This window comes from Paenibacillus sp. 1011MAR3C5 (assembly GCF_003591485.1).
GTDB lineage: Bacteria > Bacillota > Bacilli > Paenibacillales > Paenibacillaceae > Pristimantibacillus.
On sequence record NZ_QZCF01000002.1, the window covers coordinates 612553 to 629026 of the forward strand.

General features: G+C 51.7%; 19 protein-coding genes. 13 read left to right on the forward strand and 6 right to left on the reverse strand.

The genetic code is table 11. The features are described 5' to 3' along the window. Positions 1–75: 75 nt before the first annotated feature. The 3 genes from D3P07_RS07860 to D3P07_RS26910 form a co-directional block, all read right to left on the reverse strand. Entirely contained in the window at positions 76–1176 is a 1101-nt protein-coding gene (locus tag D3P07_RS07860; RefSeq protein WP_119799633.1) for a nitric oxide synthase oxygenase, read from the reverse strand. A 108-nt stretch (positions 1177–1284) separates the two neighbouring features. Beyond that, on the reverse strand, positions 1285–2541 hold the full coding sequence (locus D3P07_RS07865) for a serine hydrolase domain-containing protein (protein WP_119799634.1): 1257 nt from the start codon (positions 2539–2541) through the stop codon (positions 1285–1287). A gap of 144 nt (positions 2542–2685) precedes the next feature. Next, positions 2686–2859, reverse strand: coding sequence for a hypothetical protein (locus D3P07_RS26910; protein ID WP_182914220.1), 174 nt, complete (start codon positions 2857–2859; stop codon positions 2686–2688). A gap of 151 nt (positions 2860–3010) precedes the next feature. Between D3P07_RS26910 and D3P07_RS07870 the strand changes: the two genes are divergently transcribed. The 5 genes from D3P07_RS07870 (at position 3011) to D3P07_RS07890 (ending at position 5869) form a co-directional block, all read left to right on the forward strand. Next, positions 3011–3982 (forward strand): SDR family oxidoreductase, encoded by a 972-nt coding sequence (locus tag D3P07_RS07870; protein WP_119799635.1) that lies wholly within the window; start codon positions 3011–3013, stop codon positions 3980–3982. 182 nt (positions 3983–4164) lie between these two features. Beyond that, positions 4165–4722: a TetR/AcrR family transcriptional regulator gene (locus D3P07_RS07875; RefSeq protein WP_119799636.1), complete on the forward strand. Its 558-nt coding sequence runs from the start codon at positions 4165–4167 to the stop codon at positions 4720–4722. Then, a complete protein-coding gene (locus D3P07_RS07880) occupies positions 4719–5045 on the forward strand; it encodes a DMT family transporter (protein WP_119799637.1) in 327 nt (108 codons plus the stop codon). The genes D3P07_RS07875 and D3P07_RS07880 overlap by 4 nt, the downstream gene beginning before the upstream one ends. 12 nt (positions 5046–5057) lie before the next feature. After that, a complete protein-coding gene (locus D3P07_RS07885) occupies positions 5058–5411 on the forward strand; it encodes a DMT family transporter (protein WP_119799638.1) in 354 nt (117 codons plus the stop codon). Beyond that, a complete protein-coding gene (locus D3P07_RS07890) occupies positions 5408–5869 on the forward strand; it encodes a VOC family protein (protein ID WP_119799639.1) in 462 nt (153 codons plus the stop codon). Before D3P07_RS07885 ends, D3P07_RS07890 begins: the two co-directional genes overlap by 4 nt. Here D3P07_RS07890 and D3P07_RS07895 read toward each other — a convergent pair. Further along, the gene (locus D3P07_RS07895) at positions 5859–6371 is read right to left on the reverse strand and encodes an SRPBCC domain-containing protein (protein WP_119799640.1); all 513 of its coding nucleotides are present in this window, start codon (positions 6369–6371) and stop codon (positions 5859–5861) included. The genes D3P07_RS07890 and D3P07_RS07895 overlap by 11 nt on opposite strands. A 16-nt stretch (positions 6372–6387) precedes the next feature. Further along, complete coding sequence (locus D3P07_RS07900; RefSeq protein WP_119799641.1) at positions 6388–6717, reverse strand: ArsR/SmtB family transcription factor; 330 nt, start codon at positions 6715–6717, stop codon at positions 6388–6390. Positions 6718–6878: 161 nt separating this feature from the next. Here D3P07_RS07900 and D3P07_RS07905 point away from each other — a divergent pair, with 161 nt between their 5' ends. From D3P07_RS07905 to D3P07_RS07920, 4 genes are read left to right on the forward strand one after another with little or no spacing between them, the layout of a single operon-like run. Further along, positions 6879–7556 carry an ABC transporter ATP-binding protein gene (locus D3P07_RS07905; RefSeq protein WP_119799642.1) on the forward strand — a complete coding sequence of 226 codons (678 nt, stop codon included), beginning with the start codon at positions 6879–6881 and terminating at the stop codon, positions 7554–7556. Then, positions 7553–10033, forward strand: coding sequence for an ABC transporter permease (locus D3P07_RS07910; RefSeq protein WP_119799643.1), 2481 nt, complete (start codon positions 7553–7555; stop codon positions 10031–10033). Before D3P07_RS07905 ends, D3P07_RS07910 begins: the two co-directional genes overlap by 4 nt. Positions 10034–10057: 24 nt before the next feature. Beyond that, positions 10058–10735 carry a response regulator transcription factor gene (locus D3P07_RS07915; protein ID WP_119799644.1) on the forward strand — a complete coding sequence of 226 codons (678 nt, stop codon included), beginning with the start codon at positions 10058–10060 and terminating at the stop codon, positions 10733–10735. 3 nt (positions 10736–10738) lie between these two features. Continuing rightward, positions 10739–11809: a sensor histidine kinase gene (locus D3P07_RS07920; protein WP_119799645.1), complete on the forward strand. Its 1071-nt coding sequence runs from the start codon at positions 10739–10741 to the stop codon at positions 11807–11809. Positions 11810–11894: 85 nt separating this feature from the next. Here the strand turns inward: D3P07_RS07920 and D3P07_RS07925 are convergent, their stop codons facing one another. Continuing rightward, complete coding sequence (locus tag D3P07_RS07925) at positions 11895–12230, reverse strand: antibiotic biosynthesis monooxygenase family protein (protein ID WP_119799646.1); 336 nt, start codon at positions 12228–12230, stop codon at positions 11895–11897. Between the two features lie 115 nt (positions 12231–12345). On the opposite strand from D3P07_RS07925, the gene D3P07_RS27440 reads away from it, so the two are divergent. The 4 genes from D3P07_RS27440 (at position 12346) to D3P07_RS07940 (ending at position 16463) form a co-directional block, all read left to right on the forward strand. Then, positions 12346–12480 carry a hypothetical protein gene (locus D3P07_RS27440; protein ID WP_259391389.1) on the forward strand — a complete coding sequence of 45 codons (135 nt, stop codon included), beginning with the start codon at positions 12346–12348 and terminating at the stop codon, positions 12478–12480. Between the two features lie 139 nt (positions 12481–12619). Beyond that, positions 12620–14155, forward strand: coding sequence for a spore germination protein (locus D3P07_RS07930; protein WP_119799647.1), 1536 nt, complete (start codon positions 12620–12622; stop codon positions 14153–14155). A 12-nt stretch (positions 14156–14167) separates the two neighbouring features. Next, on the forward strand, positions 14168–15280 hold the full coding sequence (locus tag D3P07_RS07935) for a GerAB/ArcD/ProY family transporter (protein ID WP_119799648.1): 1113 nt from the start codon (positions 14168–14170) through the stop codon (positions 15278–15280). Continuing rightward, complete coding sequence (locus D3P07_RS07940; protein ID WP_119799649.1) at positions 15273–16463, forward strand: Ger(x)C family spore germination protein; 1191 nt, start codon at positions 15273–15275, stop codon at positions 16461–16463. Before D3P07_RS07935 ends, D3P07_RS07940 begins: the two co-directional genes overlap by 8 nt. Positions 16464–16474: the final 11 nt, after the last annotated feature.

The following is a 16474-nucleotide window of genomic DNA, read 5'->3' on the forward strand; positions in this document are numbered from 1 at the left end:
TTTCTTGCAAATTGTGTAAATTTACTAATATTTGTATTGTGGCTTGTCCTAAAAGAGGAGGCCCGGTAAAGGGCCTTACGACTTATTTTGATAAAAAAATTGGGGTGAAACGATGCGGTCCTCGTAACGCTGATGGAAGATATGCGTCGTCGCAGGGGAGAGCGGCGGAACAAGCCAAGACCAGCGTCCGGTCACCTCACGGTGACTTTCCCGTTCATTGCGCTCGAAGCGCATGAATTGCTGGGCTGCGGTATGATGGTCTACAATCGTAATGCCGTGAGCCTTATAGGAATGGAGAACGGCTAGATTCAGCTCTACCAGCGCTTTGTCCTTCCAGAGCGAGGCGTTGCTGGAGGTGTCCAGCCCCATTATTCGGGCGACCTCGGGAAGCATGTTGTAACGATCCTTGTCAGCTAGGTTGCGAGCGCCGATCTCTGTGCCCATATACCAGCCGTTAAACGGCGCCGCCGTATAATGGATGCCCCCGATCTCAAGCAGCATGTCCGACACGAAAGGAACGGCATACCAGCGCAAACCCAGCTCTTCGAAGGCTGGAATATCGGGATGGGAGAGGGGCACTTCAAGCACAAGCTCTTTCGGTATATCATACCATTTTTTCTCGTTGCTGCCTATGCTGAGAACAAGCGGAAGAATATCGTGCGGCGTACCGGCGCCTTGCCATCCGAGCTCCCGGCACAGGCTTGTGAAGGAGACGGAGGCGGGATCACCAATCGTATTGCCATCGTCCAAGACATACCCTGCGTAACGGATCAGTTGATGGTTCCAGATGCGCGGGGGATGCGCCGGCAGAACGGTCGATGCTGGGAAGACGGTCATGAATGGCCGAATCTTGCCGCCGTTTGTTGCGGAGCCGATATGCCGCCAGATCGCCTCGGCCATCTCATCGGCCGTAACGGCATGCCGGGCATCGATGACGGACAGGTTGTCCCAGAACAGCCGGCCGATGCACCGGTTGCTGTTGCGCCATGCCATCTTGGCGCCGTGCGCCAGCTCCTCCGGTGTATGCTCATAGTGCCCCCGCAGCACAATCTCTGCTTCTATTACCTCAAGCCGCTCGCTGAGGTCCTGCTCGGACTTTCCAAGCTCCGCATAGCATTGGCGGATAAACACGGACGCTTGCTCCAAGAGGTCTTGCTGAATGCTCGTGACGTTCATGCTGGTTCTCTCCCGTACCGGATTGTTATGGCCTAATTATAGCAAGATTGCATGGAAGCCAAACTGGGCACATGTGAACAATCTATGACCCGATGGGAGGGCAGTCCGTCAGGCGCGTTTCTTCATCCCCAAAAAAGTCCATACTCCGTTATCCTTGTGCTTGAAGGCATAGGAGAGATCATGCCAGCTATGCCGAAACTCCGTAGGCGATACCGGATACAGCTCATGCTTTTCCCGGTTGTTCCATATAAAGTAGCAGCCCTCCGTATCCGAGTCTACCTCTGCCCTGCAGCCGAAGCCTTCATAGACCCCTTTCAGCAGCTCAAATTCCTCCGGCTTCATGGGATAGCGAGGAGGCTGTAATGGTATGATTGCCTCTTCGCCAAGCATTAGATCGGCTAGGGACCCAGCAAGCTTCGTCGACGGGACAAAATCATAATTGGTAAGCAGAATGACCGTTATGCCATCATCGGGATAGCGGTGAAGCTCGCTCTTGAAGCCGCGGTAGGCTCCGCTATGGGAGATTCTTCTCCGGCCATTCCTCCTGTCCAGGAACCAGCCCAGCTCATACCCGTCTTCAGTAAAGCCGAACGCCTGGTCAGTCAGCTCCTTGCTGATCAGCCGGCTGCTGTTCAGCGCTTGATCCCACTTGAGCAAGTCCGCGGCGGTCGCATACATGCCTCCGGCTGAGGTGACGGTGCTCATATCGATATATTCGGCCGGCGCCAGCGCTCTTCCGCTGGAGGAATAAGCAGATGCCAAATTCGGAATGACGCTTCGCCCGTTGTTCACGCCCGTATCCATCATGCCGAGGGGCTGCAGGATACGGGTTTCGACGAAGGATTCGAAGGTCATGCCCGATACTTTCTCGATGATAAGGCCTAACATAAAATAACCTGTATTATTATAAGCGAATGAATCGCCGGACGGGTAATCGAGCGGCTTGTCCCGCAGCAATGCCAGTGTCCGATCCAGGTCCAGCGGCCATTTGTTGAGCTGCTTATTGTATTCTGGCATGTTCGTAAAGTTGGGCAGCCCCGAGCGGTGCTGCAGAAGCTGACGAATGGTCATAGGCCCATGTGCCTTAAGCGACGGAACATAATCGCTGACGGGGTCATCGAAGCGTAGCAGGCCCTCCTCAGCCAACATGGCGACTGCCATCGCAGTGAACGATTTGGTGACGGACCATATGCCGAATTTCGTCTCCGGTTGAATGGGTACACCATGCTCCTTGCTTGCGTAGCCGAATGATTGATCATAGATAGGCTCATTGTGGAGAGCAAGAAGAATTCTGCCGCTGAATGGATACTGTTCGGTGTATGATTTCATATAGTCAGCCAGTTTATCATGTAGTGTTGACATCATGGTTATCTCCCTTCAAAAAGCTATTCTACCATATGGCGAACAGCTGACACACGGTTTTTCCGGAAGGGATAAGGGCCTGGATAACAAAAAAGAAGCCCGGGCATCTATAAGCCAGATTGCCGGACTTCTTTCGATGGACAGTCGTTATGCGGCAGGGAAGTTCCAGCCGTATCGCGGATTCGTGAAGTAGGGTGGCCTAATTCCGGTTACTGGCACAGGCCATGTATAAGGATTGGAATCGTACAGCATGGGCAGCCTTGCATTCGACTGCGGCTGAAGCAACACCTGCACGGTTGGGCTGAATAGAATGGGATTCATCGTATCCTCCTTAACGAGATGTATGCCTTCATCATACGTTCAATGGCATCGTACTGAGCCAGTACCATTACCGATGCAAGGTGTTTATTCATGCACGGCATTAGCCCATCTTACATATCGTATTTCATGATGAAGCCAACGGGAGGAAGTTATGAATAACGATCAACAACTGGATGAGATCAGGCGTTACCAGCAACTATTCGAAGAAGCGAAGAAGACGGAGCCTTATCCGATGTATCCGAATTACGGGAGAATTACACAGTACAAGGACATCCCGCTCCCTTATCCGGAACAGCGGCAATTGGTGCAGCCTGGACACGAGGGCTTTATGGTGCCAAAGCCGATAGTAGAAAATCCTCACTATACAGGCAGCGGGAAGCTGAAGGGAAAGGCAGCGCTAATTACGGGCGGCGATAGCGGGATGGGGGCAGCGGCGGCCATTGCATTCGCGAAGGAAGGAGCCGACGTGGCGATCTCCTACTTGAATGAGCATGAGGATGCAAAACGAACATGCAGTCGAATTCAGGAGATCGGCACGCGTTGCTTGCTGATTCCCGGAGACGTCCGTGACAAGAAGCACTGTGCGGCGATTGTAGAAGAAACGGTCAAGACGTTCGGGCGGCTTGATGTACTGTGCAATCATGTCGGCATTCAATTCCAGCAAACCAGTCTGCTGGATATAACGGATGAGCAGTTCGACGATACGTTCAAGGTCAATATTTATTCCCATTTCTATACGACAAGAGCTGCATTGCCCCATATGAAGGCAGGCGGCTCCATCATTAATACCTCGTCGGTCGTCGCATATGTCGGCGAGAAATACATGATTGACTATACTGCGACCAAAGCGGCCAATGTCGGCTTCACGCGAGCGCTCGCCAAAAGCCTTGCTAGCCAAGGGATACGCGTGAATGCCATCGCTCCCGGACCGATCTGGACACCGCTTATTCCGGCGAGCTTCACTTCCGATCGTGTCGCTACCTTCGGTACAGAGACGCCAATGGAGCGGTCGGGCCAACCGTTCGAGCTCGCGCCTACCTTCGTCTACCTGGCATCGGACGACTCCAGATATGTGACGGCGCAAGTGCTTCATGTGGACGGAGGACAATCAAGTCACTCGTAATATAAAATCAGTATTAGGATAGCTGAGATGAGCCTATGGAAGAAGTCGCGGGGACTTCCTTCATAGGTTTTTTGGTCTTTTAGAAAGCACAAATGAATGGTTTGACATAAAACCGTCCAGACGGTATAGTATTCATATAAAAAACCGTCCAGACGGTACATTAAGTTGGAGGGGGAAAACGGGTGAGTGCCAAGGCGAGGTCCAAACGGGAACATATTTTGAAATCCGCGATGCAGTTAATCTTAACGGTCGACTTCAAAGCGTTGACGCTTGATGCCGTAGCAAAGGAAGCGGGCGTCAGCAAAGGCGGACTGCTGTACCATTTTCCGAGCAAGGATGCGCTGCTGCAGGGCATAACGGTCCATATCTTTGACCAGTACACGGAGATGTTCCATTCCTATGCGGATCAGGACAGCCGCAAGCACGGCAAATGGTGCAGAGCGTATATACAAGCCTCTAGACAGGATTTGAAGAAGCATGACGGTATTCTGAACGTCGGCGTAATGTCTGCGGCGCTTCTGGAGCCGCTATTCGTGGAGAGTTTGAACAACAGCTATGCCTATTGGTTCGGAAAGATGAGCGAGGACGGTCTTGATCCCATCACCGTCAACCTGATCCGACTTGCGATAGACGGACTTTATTATTCCGATATGTACAAGATCAAGCCGCTGGCCGATGCAGATCTGGACGCCGTGATCGACCGGCTGATGAAGCTGACAGAAAAGGGAGAGACCACATGAATCCTTACATCCTGCTCATGCTCGCAATTATAAGCGAGGTATTCGGGAGCTCTATGCTTAAATTGTCCAAAGGTTTTTCGAAATGGCTGCCGAGTATCGGCGTCTTGCTGGGGATGAGCTCCGCTTTCTTCTTCCTGTCGCAGACACTGAAGGAGCTGCCGCTTGGCGTCGCATATGCAATATGGTCCGGCGTTGGCACAGCCCTAACGGCTGTGGTCGGCGTCGTGTTATGGAAGGAAGCGCTGAATGTGAAGAAGGTGCTTGCTATTCTATTGATTATTACAGGCGTAATCATAATGAAGCTGTCTACGGACATGAGCTGAGGAGGGACATCCATGAATAAAGGGTATGTGGCGTTATCCATATCGATCATATTTGAAGTGTTCGGAACAACCATGCTGAAGCTGTCGCACGGATTTACGGAGCTGCTGCCGTCCATTGGCGTCCTGATTGGCTTTGGTGTCGCTTTCTACAGCTTGTCCATCTGCCTGCGCACGATTCCGCTGTCGATGGCTTATGCGATATGGTCAGGAGTAGGTACGGCGCTGACGGCGCTCATCGGCGTCCTTCTATGGAGGGATCCGTTTAATTTGCTTACGTTGTCCGGCTTTGCGCTGATTGTGGGCGGAGTCGTCCTCCTGCACGCATCCGATACGGGGCCGAAGGCGGCGAAAGGAGAGGCGGCATGAAAGCGCAGCTGACTGTTGTTACGTTGATTACGAGCGATGTGCGGGGGATGGCTCGTTTCTACCGAGAAGCGCTTGGCTTCGCGGTTGCTGTCGACACCGAGCATTATGCCGAGCTGGAGAACGAAGGGACGAGGTTTTCTTTAAGCTCTAGAGATCTGATGACGGAGCAGAGCGGAGGGCATCCGACTTACATGATTTCACCCTCCGGACAAGCGGTAGAGTTATGCTTCCGACTGGAATCGCCTGAGTCGGTTCGCACGGCCTATTCGCATCTCTTGTCTTGCGGTGCCGGTGCGGTCAAGGAGCCGACCGTGATGCCATGGGGACATATGACCGCCTTTTTCTCTGATCCCGAGGGAATATCCATACGATCTATGCGGAATAGGATGACAGCCATACCAAAAAACCGTTCGCAGCTTGCGAACGGTTTTTTGGTGATGAGTCCAATTAGCTTTTGATGTTGTTCAGATGCTCTTCCAGACGGTCCAGCGTCTCGGAGAAGCCTTGCTCCATTCCCATATCCAGCACAGACTGTAACGCTTCGGCGGATACATAGCGCGCAATGTTAATCAGCTTCGTACGCCCGTCATGCTCCTCGAAGATCAGTGTAATATCCGACGCCGGCATATCCTCCGGCACATTGCCTTCGGCATCGGAGAAGTAATCCGTATATTCGATCTTCTCGTCTTGCACGATATTGCTGTAGACGCCCTTGCCCCATGATTCCATGCCGTAGAAGTCGCCTTGATTGCGGTCGATGCACTTCATGCAGTAATGCCATACGCCGCCCGGGCGAAAATCAACATGGCATGCGGTCAGCTCCCAGCCGCGAGGACCCCACCATTGCTTGAGATGCTCTGCATCGGAGTATACTTGGAATACGAGACTGCGCGGCGCATTGAATTCGCGTTCAACGGTAAGTACATTGCCTTCAACTTTAGTTTTCATTTTGCTTGTCATGGGTAACGCCTCCTGATTAATGGTTGTCTTTTGGATTGGATTGCAGGAATTCCAAGTATCGGTCCAAGTTGTCATAGCGCTCGTTCCACAGCCGGCGGTAGGAGTCGAGCCATGCGTCAAGCTCGCGCAGCGGCTCCATTCGCAGCCCGTAGTGCCTGCGGTTAGCTTCAGCCTGCACCTCGACGAGACCCGCTTCAAGCAGGACGCGAAGATGTTTGGAGGCTTGCGGCTGCCTAAGCGACAGCTTCTCCGCAATATCGCCTACGGGCAGAGGGCCATCCATCAACAGCTCTACAATATGCAGGCGGTTCGGTTCGGCTAGTGCGCTGAATGTCGTCGTATTCATCCGACTTCGCTCACCTCTCTTCCAGAACTAGCGTGAACTTGTTGTGATTCCAATATACCTCATAAGGAATATTCCTGTCAAGGAATATTGTTGTCACAAGAATGTAAGAAGTGAAGATTACAATTCTAGTATCATATTGATTTATAAAGGAGAGCAAATTCATGGCTATCTTGGAGACCATAGCATTGACGAAAATATATGGGAGAGGAGCACAAAGCGTGCCGGCGCTGGATGACGTCAATATTGGAGTGGAGGAAGGCGAGTTTGTTGCGATTATAGGTACATCGGGAAGCGGGAAGTCAACGCTTCTGCATTTGCTGGGCGGCTTGGATCGTCCGACAGGCGGAAAGGTCATAATCAATGGAAGGTCTATCTTCGATCTGAATGATGACGAGCTTACTGTCTTTAGAAGGAGGAAAATCGGATTTGTATTTCAGCAGTACAATCTTGTCCCTATACTGAGCGTATATGAAAACATCACTTTGCCAATTGAGCTGGACGGCAACAGGGTGGACAAGCTTTACCTCGACAAACTGGTAAAGACGCTTGGCCTGGCCGGCAAGCTTGACCAGCTGCCCGGCCAGTTATCCGGCGGCCAACAGCAGAGAGTTGCGATCGCTAGAGCGCTGGCCACCAAGCCGTCTATCATTCTGGCCGATGAGCCGACCGGCAATCTGGACAGCCGTACAAGTCAGGATGTCATCGGCTTGCTGAAGCTGACGAGCAAGCAATTCAATCAGACGATGGTCATGATCACGCATAATGAGGAAATCGCGCAATTGGCTGACTCTGTCATCCGAATTGGAGACGGTCAAGTGATCGGAGGCAGCAGGCCATGATGTTTCCAAATTCGAATGCGGCAATCATTCGGAAGCTGATCCGTAGAAACATAAAGTTCAATCGATCCAGAAACCGCTATATTATATTAGCGGTCATGCTGACCACATGGCTGCTCACGAGTGTGTTCAGCATCGGCATGAGCTATATGAAGTCCTTCGAGCTGCAAGAGCTGCGGTTGATAGGGACGAAAGCGGATGCCTATATTACAAATCCAACCGCGGAACAGCTTGCCAAACTAGAGGAGCTGCCTTATGTAACAAATGTCGGATTGGATACGGTTGTTGCCATGTTGATTCACGGACCCGAATCGGAAGGGCGGTTCGAAGCGGCCTTTCATCGCTACGACGCCGAAGAGTGGGAGGCGCTGAAGGCGCCATTGCAAGGCAAGCATGCCAAGGACTATCCGTCGAAGCGGGGGGGAGCGATATTCCCGGCGTGGGTACTTCAGCAGATGGGGATTGACAAGCCGCTCATTGGGATGGACATTCCGGTATCCTATCGGTATATGGATGGCGGTCAAGAAGTCGAGCAAAGCGAGACGTTGAAACTGGCTGGATGGTATGACGATTATACGGGAATCAGGTCGGATCGACCTGGAGCTATTCTTGTAGCGAGTGACTTCGTAACTGCTGGTGAAGGGTCCAGCTACGTACGAATTGCCTCCGTGCTCTTCGGGAAGGGAGCAAGCACGGACCGCAACATAGAGAGACTGGAGAAGGAGCTTGCTCCAAGTGATGGACAAGTCCTGTCCGGCTATCGCCATGCAGAATACAACGACTCCGCATCTGCGATGGCTACAACAGCCGGGGTCATCGGCCTAATCCTATTTGTCATGTTCAGCGGATATCTGCTGATCTATAATATGCTGTATATTTCGATTACGACGAATACGAAGTATTACGGTCTGCTGAAGACGATTGGCATGACAGGGAAGCAAATCAGAAGAATGGTGAACGGGGAAGCGCTCCGCTTGGCCTGGATCGGCATCGCAGGCGGTCTGGTCTTAGGCGCGGCTACTTCGCTGCTGGCTGTACCGGCGTTTCTGGACATGCTTGCGCTGGAGACAGAGGCGGAGTTGTCGTTCCATCCCGCTATCTACGGCTTCTCCGCCGTTTTCGCGCTGTTGACGACTTTGGCGGGCTACCGGAAGCCTGCCCGGCTCGCAGCCAAAATTTCGCCAATCGAAGCCTCTAAGTATGAGCGGGCGACCGTTCGACGCGGCGGGCATGGCGCGAAGCTGCATCGTATGGCTCTGCGCAACATTTTCCGCGACAAGAAGCGGGCTTTCACAGTGTTTACATCGCTATTTTTGGGACTCAGCACGTTTCTGGTCGTCAATACAATTATTATCAGCATGAATACCGATAATTTCATTGAGCAATATGTAGAGGATGATTTTGCGGTTACAAACGGCACACTTGAACTAGGATATCAAGGAGAGACCAAGCAGCGCATAACAGCGGCAATCATGGAAGAGATCCGGGCTATGCAGGGGATTACTGATATTCGTACGACTTTCATGGAATATGTGGAGCTTGAATACGACCCGGCCGTATTCGGACGTCATATCGACGCTTTCGCCAGCAACTACCGCACTGACCGTCCAACGGACGAAACCTTAAGCAGAGACGGCATGTTCATGACGAAGCTAATGGGCATAGACAGTGATTATGTAAGGGAGCTGAATGCGACAACAGGCTCAGCTATCGACGTTGAACGATTCGAAAAAGGGGAAATTGCACTGCTTGGGAGCGATACGGCTTCATTTTCCAACGGCGATTCATTCGGTATGAAGCTGCAGGAGTCGGGTGAGCACGCGCTGGAGATTGGCGGTACAGTTCCTTCGTTATTCCTTACTTCATCCGTCGGGATTGCGCCCGGCGTTTATGTTAGCGATATATTCATGAAACAGTTGATAGAAGATCCTATTGCTTATAAAATGAGCCTGTCGGCTCAAAAAGAGCATTGGCCTGCCATTCAGGCCAATCTGGAGCGCATGACCGGAGGCATGTCCAATCTGGAGCTTTCCTCGAAGCAGCAATGGGCGTCTATGATGAAGTCTGCTAAGACGACCATGTATGTGCTTGGCGGTGCGTTGTCGCTTATCCTGGCGCTGATCGGCCTGCTTAATTTTGTAGGTACGATGTTCACAAATGTCTATGTGCGCGGGCGGGAGCTGGCAGTGATGGAAAGCATCGGCATGACCAAGAAACAGCTTAGAATGTTGCTCGTATGGGAAGGCGCAGGATATGCATTCCTGTCGATTTTATTGATCTCTACGCTTGGAACTTTGCTAGGCTATGGGGCATTCCGGCTGTTCAGCATGGAAGCCGACTATGCCGTATTTACGTACCCATACCTTCCGCTTAGCTTTGCCTTTGTGCTAGTTCTTGCGGTATGTATGGCGGTTCCGCTAATGGCTTATCAGAAATTCAAGCGGCTAACAATTGTCGAACGGTTAAGAGAAGCCTCTTAAATCAGAACAGGGAGGGAGAATGGCGTGGCGAGAGTATTAATTGTGGAGGATGACCGCAGCTTGAACGAAGGACTGGCGTATGCCCTAAAACAAGAGCTGTTTGAGGTGATAACGGCTTATTCCGGCGAAGAAGCGCTGGAGCTCTTTCGCAGCCATGACATTCACCTCCTGCTTCTTGATGTGAATTTGCCGGGACAAAACGGTAGGGTACTGTGCGAAGAAATACGCAAGATGTCTTCGGTCCCGATTATATTTTTGACAGCGAAGGACACCGATGAGGATATGATCGCCGGCTTTCAGTCCGGCGCCGATGATTATATAGCGAAGCCCTTCAGTATGGCGGTGTTAAGCCAGAGAATCAAGGCGGTTCTGCGAAGAGGGGGAGCGCCTGGCAACACCGAGCTGTTCACGTACAAGGACTTGACGATTCATTATGATAAAATGAAAGTGTTCAAGCATCAGGAAGAGCTGAAGCTGACGACGAGTGAATACAAGCTTCTCGCTATGCTGGCCAAGAACAGCAAGCAAGTGATGACCAGAGAGATCATGCTGGAGAAGCTATGGGATATGGATGGGTTATTCGTCGATGAGAATACGCTGAGCGTGAACATTAGACGGCTGCGTGCCAAGATCGAAGACAATCCGAAGCATCCCGTCTATATCAAGACGGTCTTTGGCATCGGCTACACCTGGGGAGACTAAAGGATGATAAACGTTTTTGCCCGGACTATAGGGATATGCACGGGGTTGTATGTTATGGCATGCAGCCTGTTTTTTGTGCTGCTGATCCACTATAATGCACGAACTGAAGTGTTACTCACAGCTATTGGATTCGCCGTCATCTTGGCCTTGCTGTTGGTATCGTTCATGCTGGCGGTACGAAAACAAATGAACAGCATTGTCTATCGGTTGTCCGAGACAATCCAATCGCTTATGGATCATCAGGAGAGAGGGCTGTTCCCCGAATTCGAGGACAGTCTGTTGTCCAAGCTTCAGGACCAGATTATAAAGCTGTCCCGGATGATTCGACGGAGGGAGCAGCGGTGTAAGGAGGAGAGCGAGGAAGTGAAATCGCTCATATCCGATATTGCTCATCAGCTTAAGACCCCTCTTGCCAATCTGAATATGTATGTTGGCTTGCTTGCGGATCATGGGATGTCGGATGAGAAGCGCCGCGAAGTGAATACTACACTTGCGGATCAGACCGAGAAGCTGACCTGGCTGCTGGACAGCCTGATCCGAATGTCGAGGCTCGAGAGCGGCATTATTGCGATCCATGGCGTGGAGCATAGCCTAGCCGGAACGGCCTTATCCGCCATCAAGCAGGTGTATTCGGCTGCGGAGGTTAAGGGCATTGAGCTTGTCTATCGAGGCGGCGCCGATATTACGTTCAGTCATGATCCCAAGTGGACGGCCGAAGCGATCGTCAATGTGCTGGACAATGCAATCAAGTATTCCGAGCCGGGCGGACAAGTCAGCCTGTCGATGGTGAAGTACGAGCTGTTCGTCAGAATGGATATCGAAGATGAAGGCATAGGAATTGCGGAGGAGGAGCATAACCGCATCTTCCAGCGCTTCTATCGGGGACGGGAAGTGAAGCAGACGGAAGGCGTCGGGCTTGGCTTGTACTTGGCGCGCAATATTATAACGAAACAAGGCGGCTATATGCGGGTGGAGTCAGAGCCGGGAAAGGGAAGCCGCTTCTCCATCTTCCTGCCGGTTGAGACGGATGCAAGTTCAAGCGCAAGCGGGAGTACTGAGATTATAAAGCCATAGGTTCTCATGACGACGACTTATCTTCTATATACAAACGCCTGCCGGGCTGGACACCGGCAGGCGTTATTGAGATATACGGGGAGCACTAGCCTTCTACTGAACCATATTCCCGCTCAACCTTGCAGATTTTGACGGAATAATGCTTATACCAATCCTGCTTGCCCTTCTCTTGTGCGATCAGATGCGCCTCGTTTGCCTTCCAGTTGCGAATGGCTTCCAGGCTTTCCCAATAGGAAACGGTAATGCCGGTACCCGATGCGTCTCTGACGCTGTCAACTCCGATATATCCGGGCTGACGGGCAGCGAGCTCCACCATCCGGTCCGCCATTCGCCCGTATCCATTATCCCCTTCTGTACGAGTGCTGGTGAAAATAACCGCATAATACGAGCTGCTTCCTTCATGCTGATGTGCTGAATCCATGTTATGATTCCTCCTTGGTTGAGGCGAATGAATAGATATGATTATACTCATTTCAGGGTGCAATGAAAACCTTTATTCATATAAACGGGACAGAAGGACAATATAGGAATTAGGCATGTCGTCTATGATTCATACGACTCAGAGAGACTTCGACAAAACGATCGTGGACAGCCTCGATATCGCGAAGCTTGCAAACCCGATTGATGCGTCATTATCCGCCAAAAAAATGAATCGTGACTTTCTTGAATAGCGCAAGCCAGAGCGGATGATAGGAGCTCTGGTTTGCGCTTTTTTAGAGAGATAAGCGTGAGTATTGTCGAAATGTGTAGTTTCAATTCCGCCGGATTAGGCAATAACTGAATGGGAAGCCAAGGGAAAGGAGGCGCACCATGAAACGAAATTTGCGCAACAAGATCACGCGAATCCCCGAGGATGGCCAAACAAGCGACGAGTTTCCGCTGGAGGCAGAAGCCCAGCGCAACGTTAATTATATCCACAACAGGCTTCATTCGCCCGGCGATCTCATGACCAAGGAATTCGAACTGGGTTCAACCGGAATGGCCTGTGTCATTCTCAATATTGACGGAATGATCGACAAGACGCTGATCCATCAGCATCTAATGAAACCCATTATGGAATATGACGGCCCGGCTTTCGATCCGTCGGAAGGTCAAGCGTCTATCATCCGAATAAAGGATGAAGTGCTGCCGCTAGAGGAAATACACACCATATCGGCGATGCATGAAGCGTTGTTTGCCATTCTGTCCGGCGATACCTGTCTCTTCATGGACGGGGCCGCAAAGGCGCTGGTTATCGGATCAAAGGGCTGGGCTAGCCGATCGATTGAGGAGCCGCAGACTGAATCGACGATTAGAGGCCCGAAGGACGGATTTACTGAAGATATTCGAACCAATAGCTCATTGATCAGGCGCAGGCTTGTCGATCCGAATCTGCGATTGGATTCCTATTTGATCGGCAGGCGTTCGAAGCGTGAAGTAATGGTTGCCTATGTGGAGGATATCGCAAATCCGCAGTTGGTCAAAGAGGTTAAGCGACGGCTGTTGACCATCGAGATTGACGATACTGAAGGCTCAGGATATATCGAGCAATGGATCACCGACAACTTCTTGTCCCCCTTTCCGCAAGTCATGAATACCGAGAGGCCTGACCGGTTCACCGCATCGCTGCTGCAGGGGAGGATCGGCTTGATTGTGGACGGCACGCCCTTTCAATTAATTATGCCGATCAGCATATCTGATGCTTTCAAGTCTCCCGAGGATTATTACCAGCACTGGCTTGTGTCCAGTCTGATCCGATTGCTTCGCTTCATCTCCGCCTTTGTAGCAACCTTCTTGCCAGGATTCTATATCGCGCTGGCCGAATACCATCACGGCATGATCCCGTCCAATATCGCTTTCTCCATCGCTTCTGCAAGGGAAGGCGTGCCTTTTCCCGTATTTATCGAGGCTTTGCTTATGGAATCGACACTCGAAATTTTGCGTGAAGCAGGCGTTCGCCTGCCTAAGCCTATCGGACAGACCATCGGCATTGTAGGCGGACTGGTAATCGGAGAAGCTGCTGTATCGGCTGGGATCGTCAGTCCGGTTATGGTTATCGTGGTGGCGGTCACGGCCATTGCTTCGTTTACGCTCCCGTCCTACACGTTCGGAATAGTCACGCGCATCCTGCGCTTTTTCATCATGGTGGCCGCATCCGTGTTGGGGTTGTTCGGCGTCATTCTGGCGTTCATGGTGATAAGCATCCATCTTGTTAATCTGAAGAGCTTTGGCGTGCCGTACCTGGCTCCGATCTCGCCGATGCTGCCGCGCGATTGGAAGGATCTTGTGCTTCGCGCACCTGTGACGTTCCTGAGAAAGCGGCCGCAGATGGTACAGACGGAAGATGAAGACAGAATGTACGATTAGAGGAGGGATGACATGGCGAATCTGCGCAGATGGGAATACGGGGATGACCGAATCGGCCCGAAGGAAACGGTCTTTACGATCAGCTCCCTGATGATCGGCGTCGGCATCCTGACGCTGCCGCGTACGGTCGCAAAAGCAACCAGCTCATCCGATGGATGGATATCTATCTTGATTGCAGGCGGAATTACGCTGCTGATGGCATGGCTGGTCGCTAAGCTGAGCATCCGGTTCCGCAACCGCACCTTTCTGGAGTTTGTGGGGGATAAGACGGGCAAGCCGGTTGCATATGCAGTCGGAATTGCGTTTTTCATCTATTTCCTGTCCTTCACCTCATATATTACACGCTCTGTTGCGGAGCTGACGAAGCAATATTTGTTCGACCGGACTCCGGTGGAGGTCGTGTCACTGGGCTTCCTGCTGGTGGTCATCTATGCGGTATCGGGCTCAAGGGTCGGCTTGGTCCGCTTGACTGTGCTGTTCTTGCCCTTTGTGCTGCTCGTGACGGGGATCTTCCTGCTGATGAGCATTAATTTGTTCGAGTTCAAAAAACTGATGCCCGTGCTGCATTCCGATTGGGGTTCGATCATGAACGGCGTGCAGGAATCGATCTTCTCGTTCCTTGGTTTTGAGGGTGTGCTCTTCTATGCGTCGTTGATGCGCAAGCCGGAGAAAGCACCGAAGCTGACCATCATCGGGGTCGTAATCGCAATCGTGACCTATGTGTTGATCTATATCTTTACGATTGCCGTATTCTCCTATGAAGTGACTGAAAACATCATGTATCCCACAATCGAGCTGGCGCGTGAAGTAACCGTGCCCGGCGAGTTTTTCGAGAGACTGGAGTCCCTGTTTTTGATCTTTTGGCTGGTCTCCATCTTCGCGACGACCTCAATTGCACTGGACGTGTCGATCCAATCCTTGCGCTTCTTCACCAAAATCGACAAGAAGAAGCTGTTGTACGTGCTTGCTCCGATTCTATACTTGCTATCCATGTATCCGCAAAACATAGTGCAGTTGTCGAATCTGGGCAAGCTTGTCAGCTATATGGGCATCGTGACGGCGCTGGTTATCCCCGTTCTTCTCTATCTTGTGGTCAAGCTGCGCGAGGTGATGACGCGTGGGTAAGCGCTGTGCGGTCCTGTGTCTGCTGCTGGCCGCCATGCTGCCGCTCGCGGGCTGCTGGGACAGCATGGAGCTGGAGCAACGGGGATTCGTCATTGGCGTTGCCATTGATGAAGGAAGCGCTCCGGTCCATCACAAGAACACGAACGGCAAGCAAAGCTTCAAAGTGACGTTTCAGGAGGTTATACCGGCCGGACTGAAGCAGGATGGCAATTCCGGAAGCTCCCTTGCAGGCGATTCTTATTTCAACATTACACTGGAGGGCAAGACGATGCTGTCCGTTATCGCCAAGATGTCGACTATGACGAGCCGTACGCCTTTCTTCGAGCATCTGAAGCTGATCGTCATTTCAGAGAAGGTCGCCCAATCGGAATATGGCTTTGCCAATGTGCTGGACTACTTTCTCCGCAACAACGACGCCAGGAGGAATGTGTCGGTCATGGTGGCGAAGGGAGAAGCCAAGAGCATTCTCAGCACGATGCCGCAGGGCGAAAAAACGCCCGTCATGTTCATTCAGTCCATCTCCAAAAATCAGGATACGTACCGGATGGTTCCAGAGACGAGAATAGGCGATATCCACGAATATTTGCTTAAGCGGGAAAGCTTCGTCATTCAGAAGGTGACGTCCAAGGACAGCTATATTTCCCTGATCGGCGGAAGCATCATGGATGGCGTCAAAAACAATCTGGTCGGGTTTATGGATGAAATGGAGACGGCAGGGTTCAACTTTTTGCGGCAGGGGATTAAAGGAGGCGTCCTGGAGGTGGATGTCGGCGATAATCTGGTCGCTTATAAAGTGGAACAGGTAAGCCGCAGAGTGAAAGCAAATTTATCCGATCCTTCTCAACCGAAGTTTACGATCCAGCTTTGGGTGGAAGGAGGCATATTGGAGGCGTTCGAGCGAAAGGACTATCTGGAGCAGCCGACTATCGAAGAAATTCAAGAAAGAGTGAAGGAATCGGTTCAGAGGCTCGTGAACGAGACGCTTAACAAAACGCAGAAGCAATTGAAGCGGGATGTGCTCGGGCTTGGCAACCATCTGAAGGAATGGCATCCGAAGGTGTGGAAGCAGCTAGAGCAGGAATGGGAAACCGGCCGCAATACCTTTTCGCAAAGCGAAATTAACGTAGTCACGAATGTGGAGATAAGAAGAATCGGATCGGTCAACAATACGGAGAAACGATAAGGGGGCGGAGG

What these genes read in the sequence shown, in the direction of transcription:
- D3P07_RS07920 (WP_119799645.1), top strand. Translation starts at nt 10,739, where the DNA reads ATGATAAACGTTTTTGCCCGGACTATAGGGATATGCACGGGGTTGTAT.
- D3P07_RS07880 (WP_119799637.1), top strand. Translation starts at nt 4,719, where the DNA reads ATGAATCCTTACATCCTGCTCATGCTCGCAATTATAAGCGAGGTATTC.
- D3P07_RS07865 (WP_119799634.1), bottom strand. Translation starts at nt 2,541, where the DNA reads ATGATGTCAACACTACATGATAAACTGGCTGACTATATGAAATCATAC.
- D3P07_RS27440 (WP_259391389.1), top strand. Translation starts at nt 12,346, where the DNA reads ATGTCGTCTATGATTCATACGACTCAGAGAGACTTCGACAAAACGATC.
- D3P07_RS07910 (WP_119799643.1), top strand. Translation starts at nt 7,553, where the DNA reads ATGATGTTTCCAAATTCGAATGCGGCAATCATTCGGAAGCTGATCCGT.
- D3P07_RS07890 (WP_119799639.1), top strand. Translation starts at nt 5,408, where the DNA reads ATGAAAGCGCAGCTGACTGTTGTTACGTTGATTACGAGCGATGTGCGG.
- D3P07_RS07885 (WP_119799638.1), top strand. Translation starts at nt 5,058, where the DNA reads ATGAATAAAGGGTATGTGGCGTTATCCATATCGATCATATTTGAAGTG.
- D3P07_RS26910 (WP_182914220.1), bottom strand. Translation starts at nt 2,859, where the DNA reads ATGAATCCCATTCTATTCAGCCCAACCGTGCAGGTGTTGCTTCAGCCG.
- D3P07_RS07860 (WP_119799633.1), bottom strand. Translation starts at nt 1,176, where the DNA reads ATGAACGTCACGAGCATTCAGCAAGACCTCTTGGAGCAAGCGTCCGTG.
- D3P07_RS07930 (WP_119799647.1), top strand. Translation starts at nt 12,620, where the DNA reads ATGAAACGAAATTTGCGCAACAAGATCACGCGAATCCCCGAGGATGGC.
- D3P07_RS07925 (WP_119799646.1), bottom strand. Translation starts at nt 12,230, where the DNA reads ATGGATTCAGCACATCAGCATGAAGGAAGCAGCTCGTATTATGCGGTT.
- D3P07_RS07900 (WP_119799641.1), bottom strand. Translation starts at nt 6,717, where the DNA reads ATGAATACGACGACATTCAGCGCACTAGCCGAACCGAACCGCCTGCAT.
- D3P07_RS07895 (WP_119799640.1), bottom strand. Translation starts at nt 6,371, where the DNA reads ATGACAAGCAAAATGAAAACTAAAGTTGAAGGCAATGTACTTACCGTT.
- D3P07_RS07935 (WP_119799648.1), top strand. Translation starts at nt 14,168, where the DNA reads ATGGCGAATCTGCGCAGATGGGAATACGGGGATGACCGAATCGGCCCG.
- D3P07_RS07905 (WP_119799642.1), top strand. Translation starts at nt 6,879, where the DNA reads ATGGCTATCTTGGAGACCATAGCATTGACGAAAATATATGGGAGAGGA.
- D3P07_RS07870 (WP_119799635.1), top strand. Translation starts at nt 3,011, where the DNA reads ATGAATAACGATCAACAACTGGATGAGATCAGGCGTTACCAGCAACTA.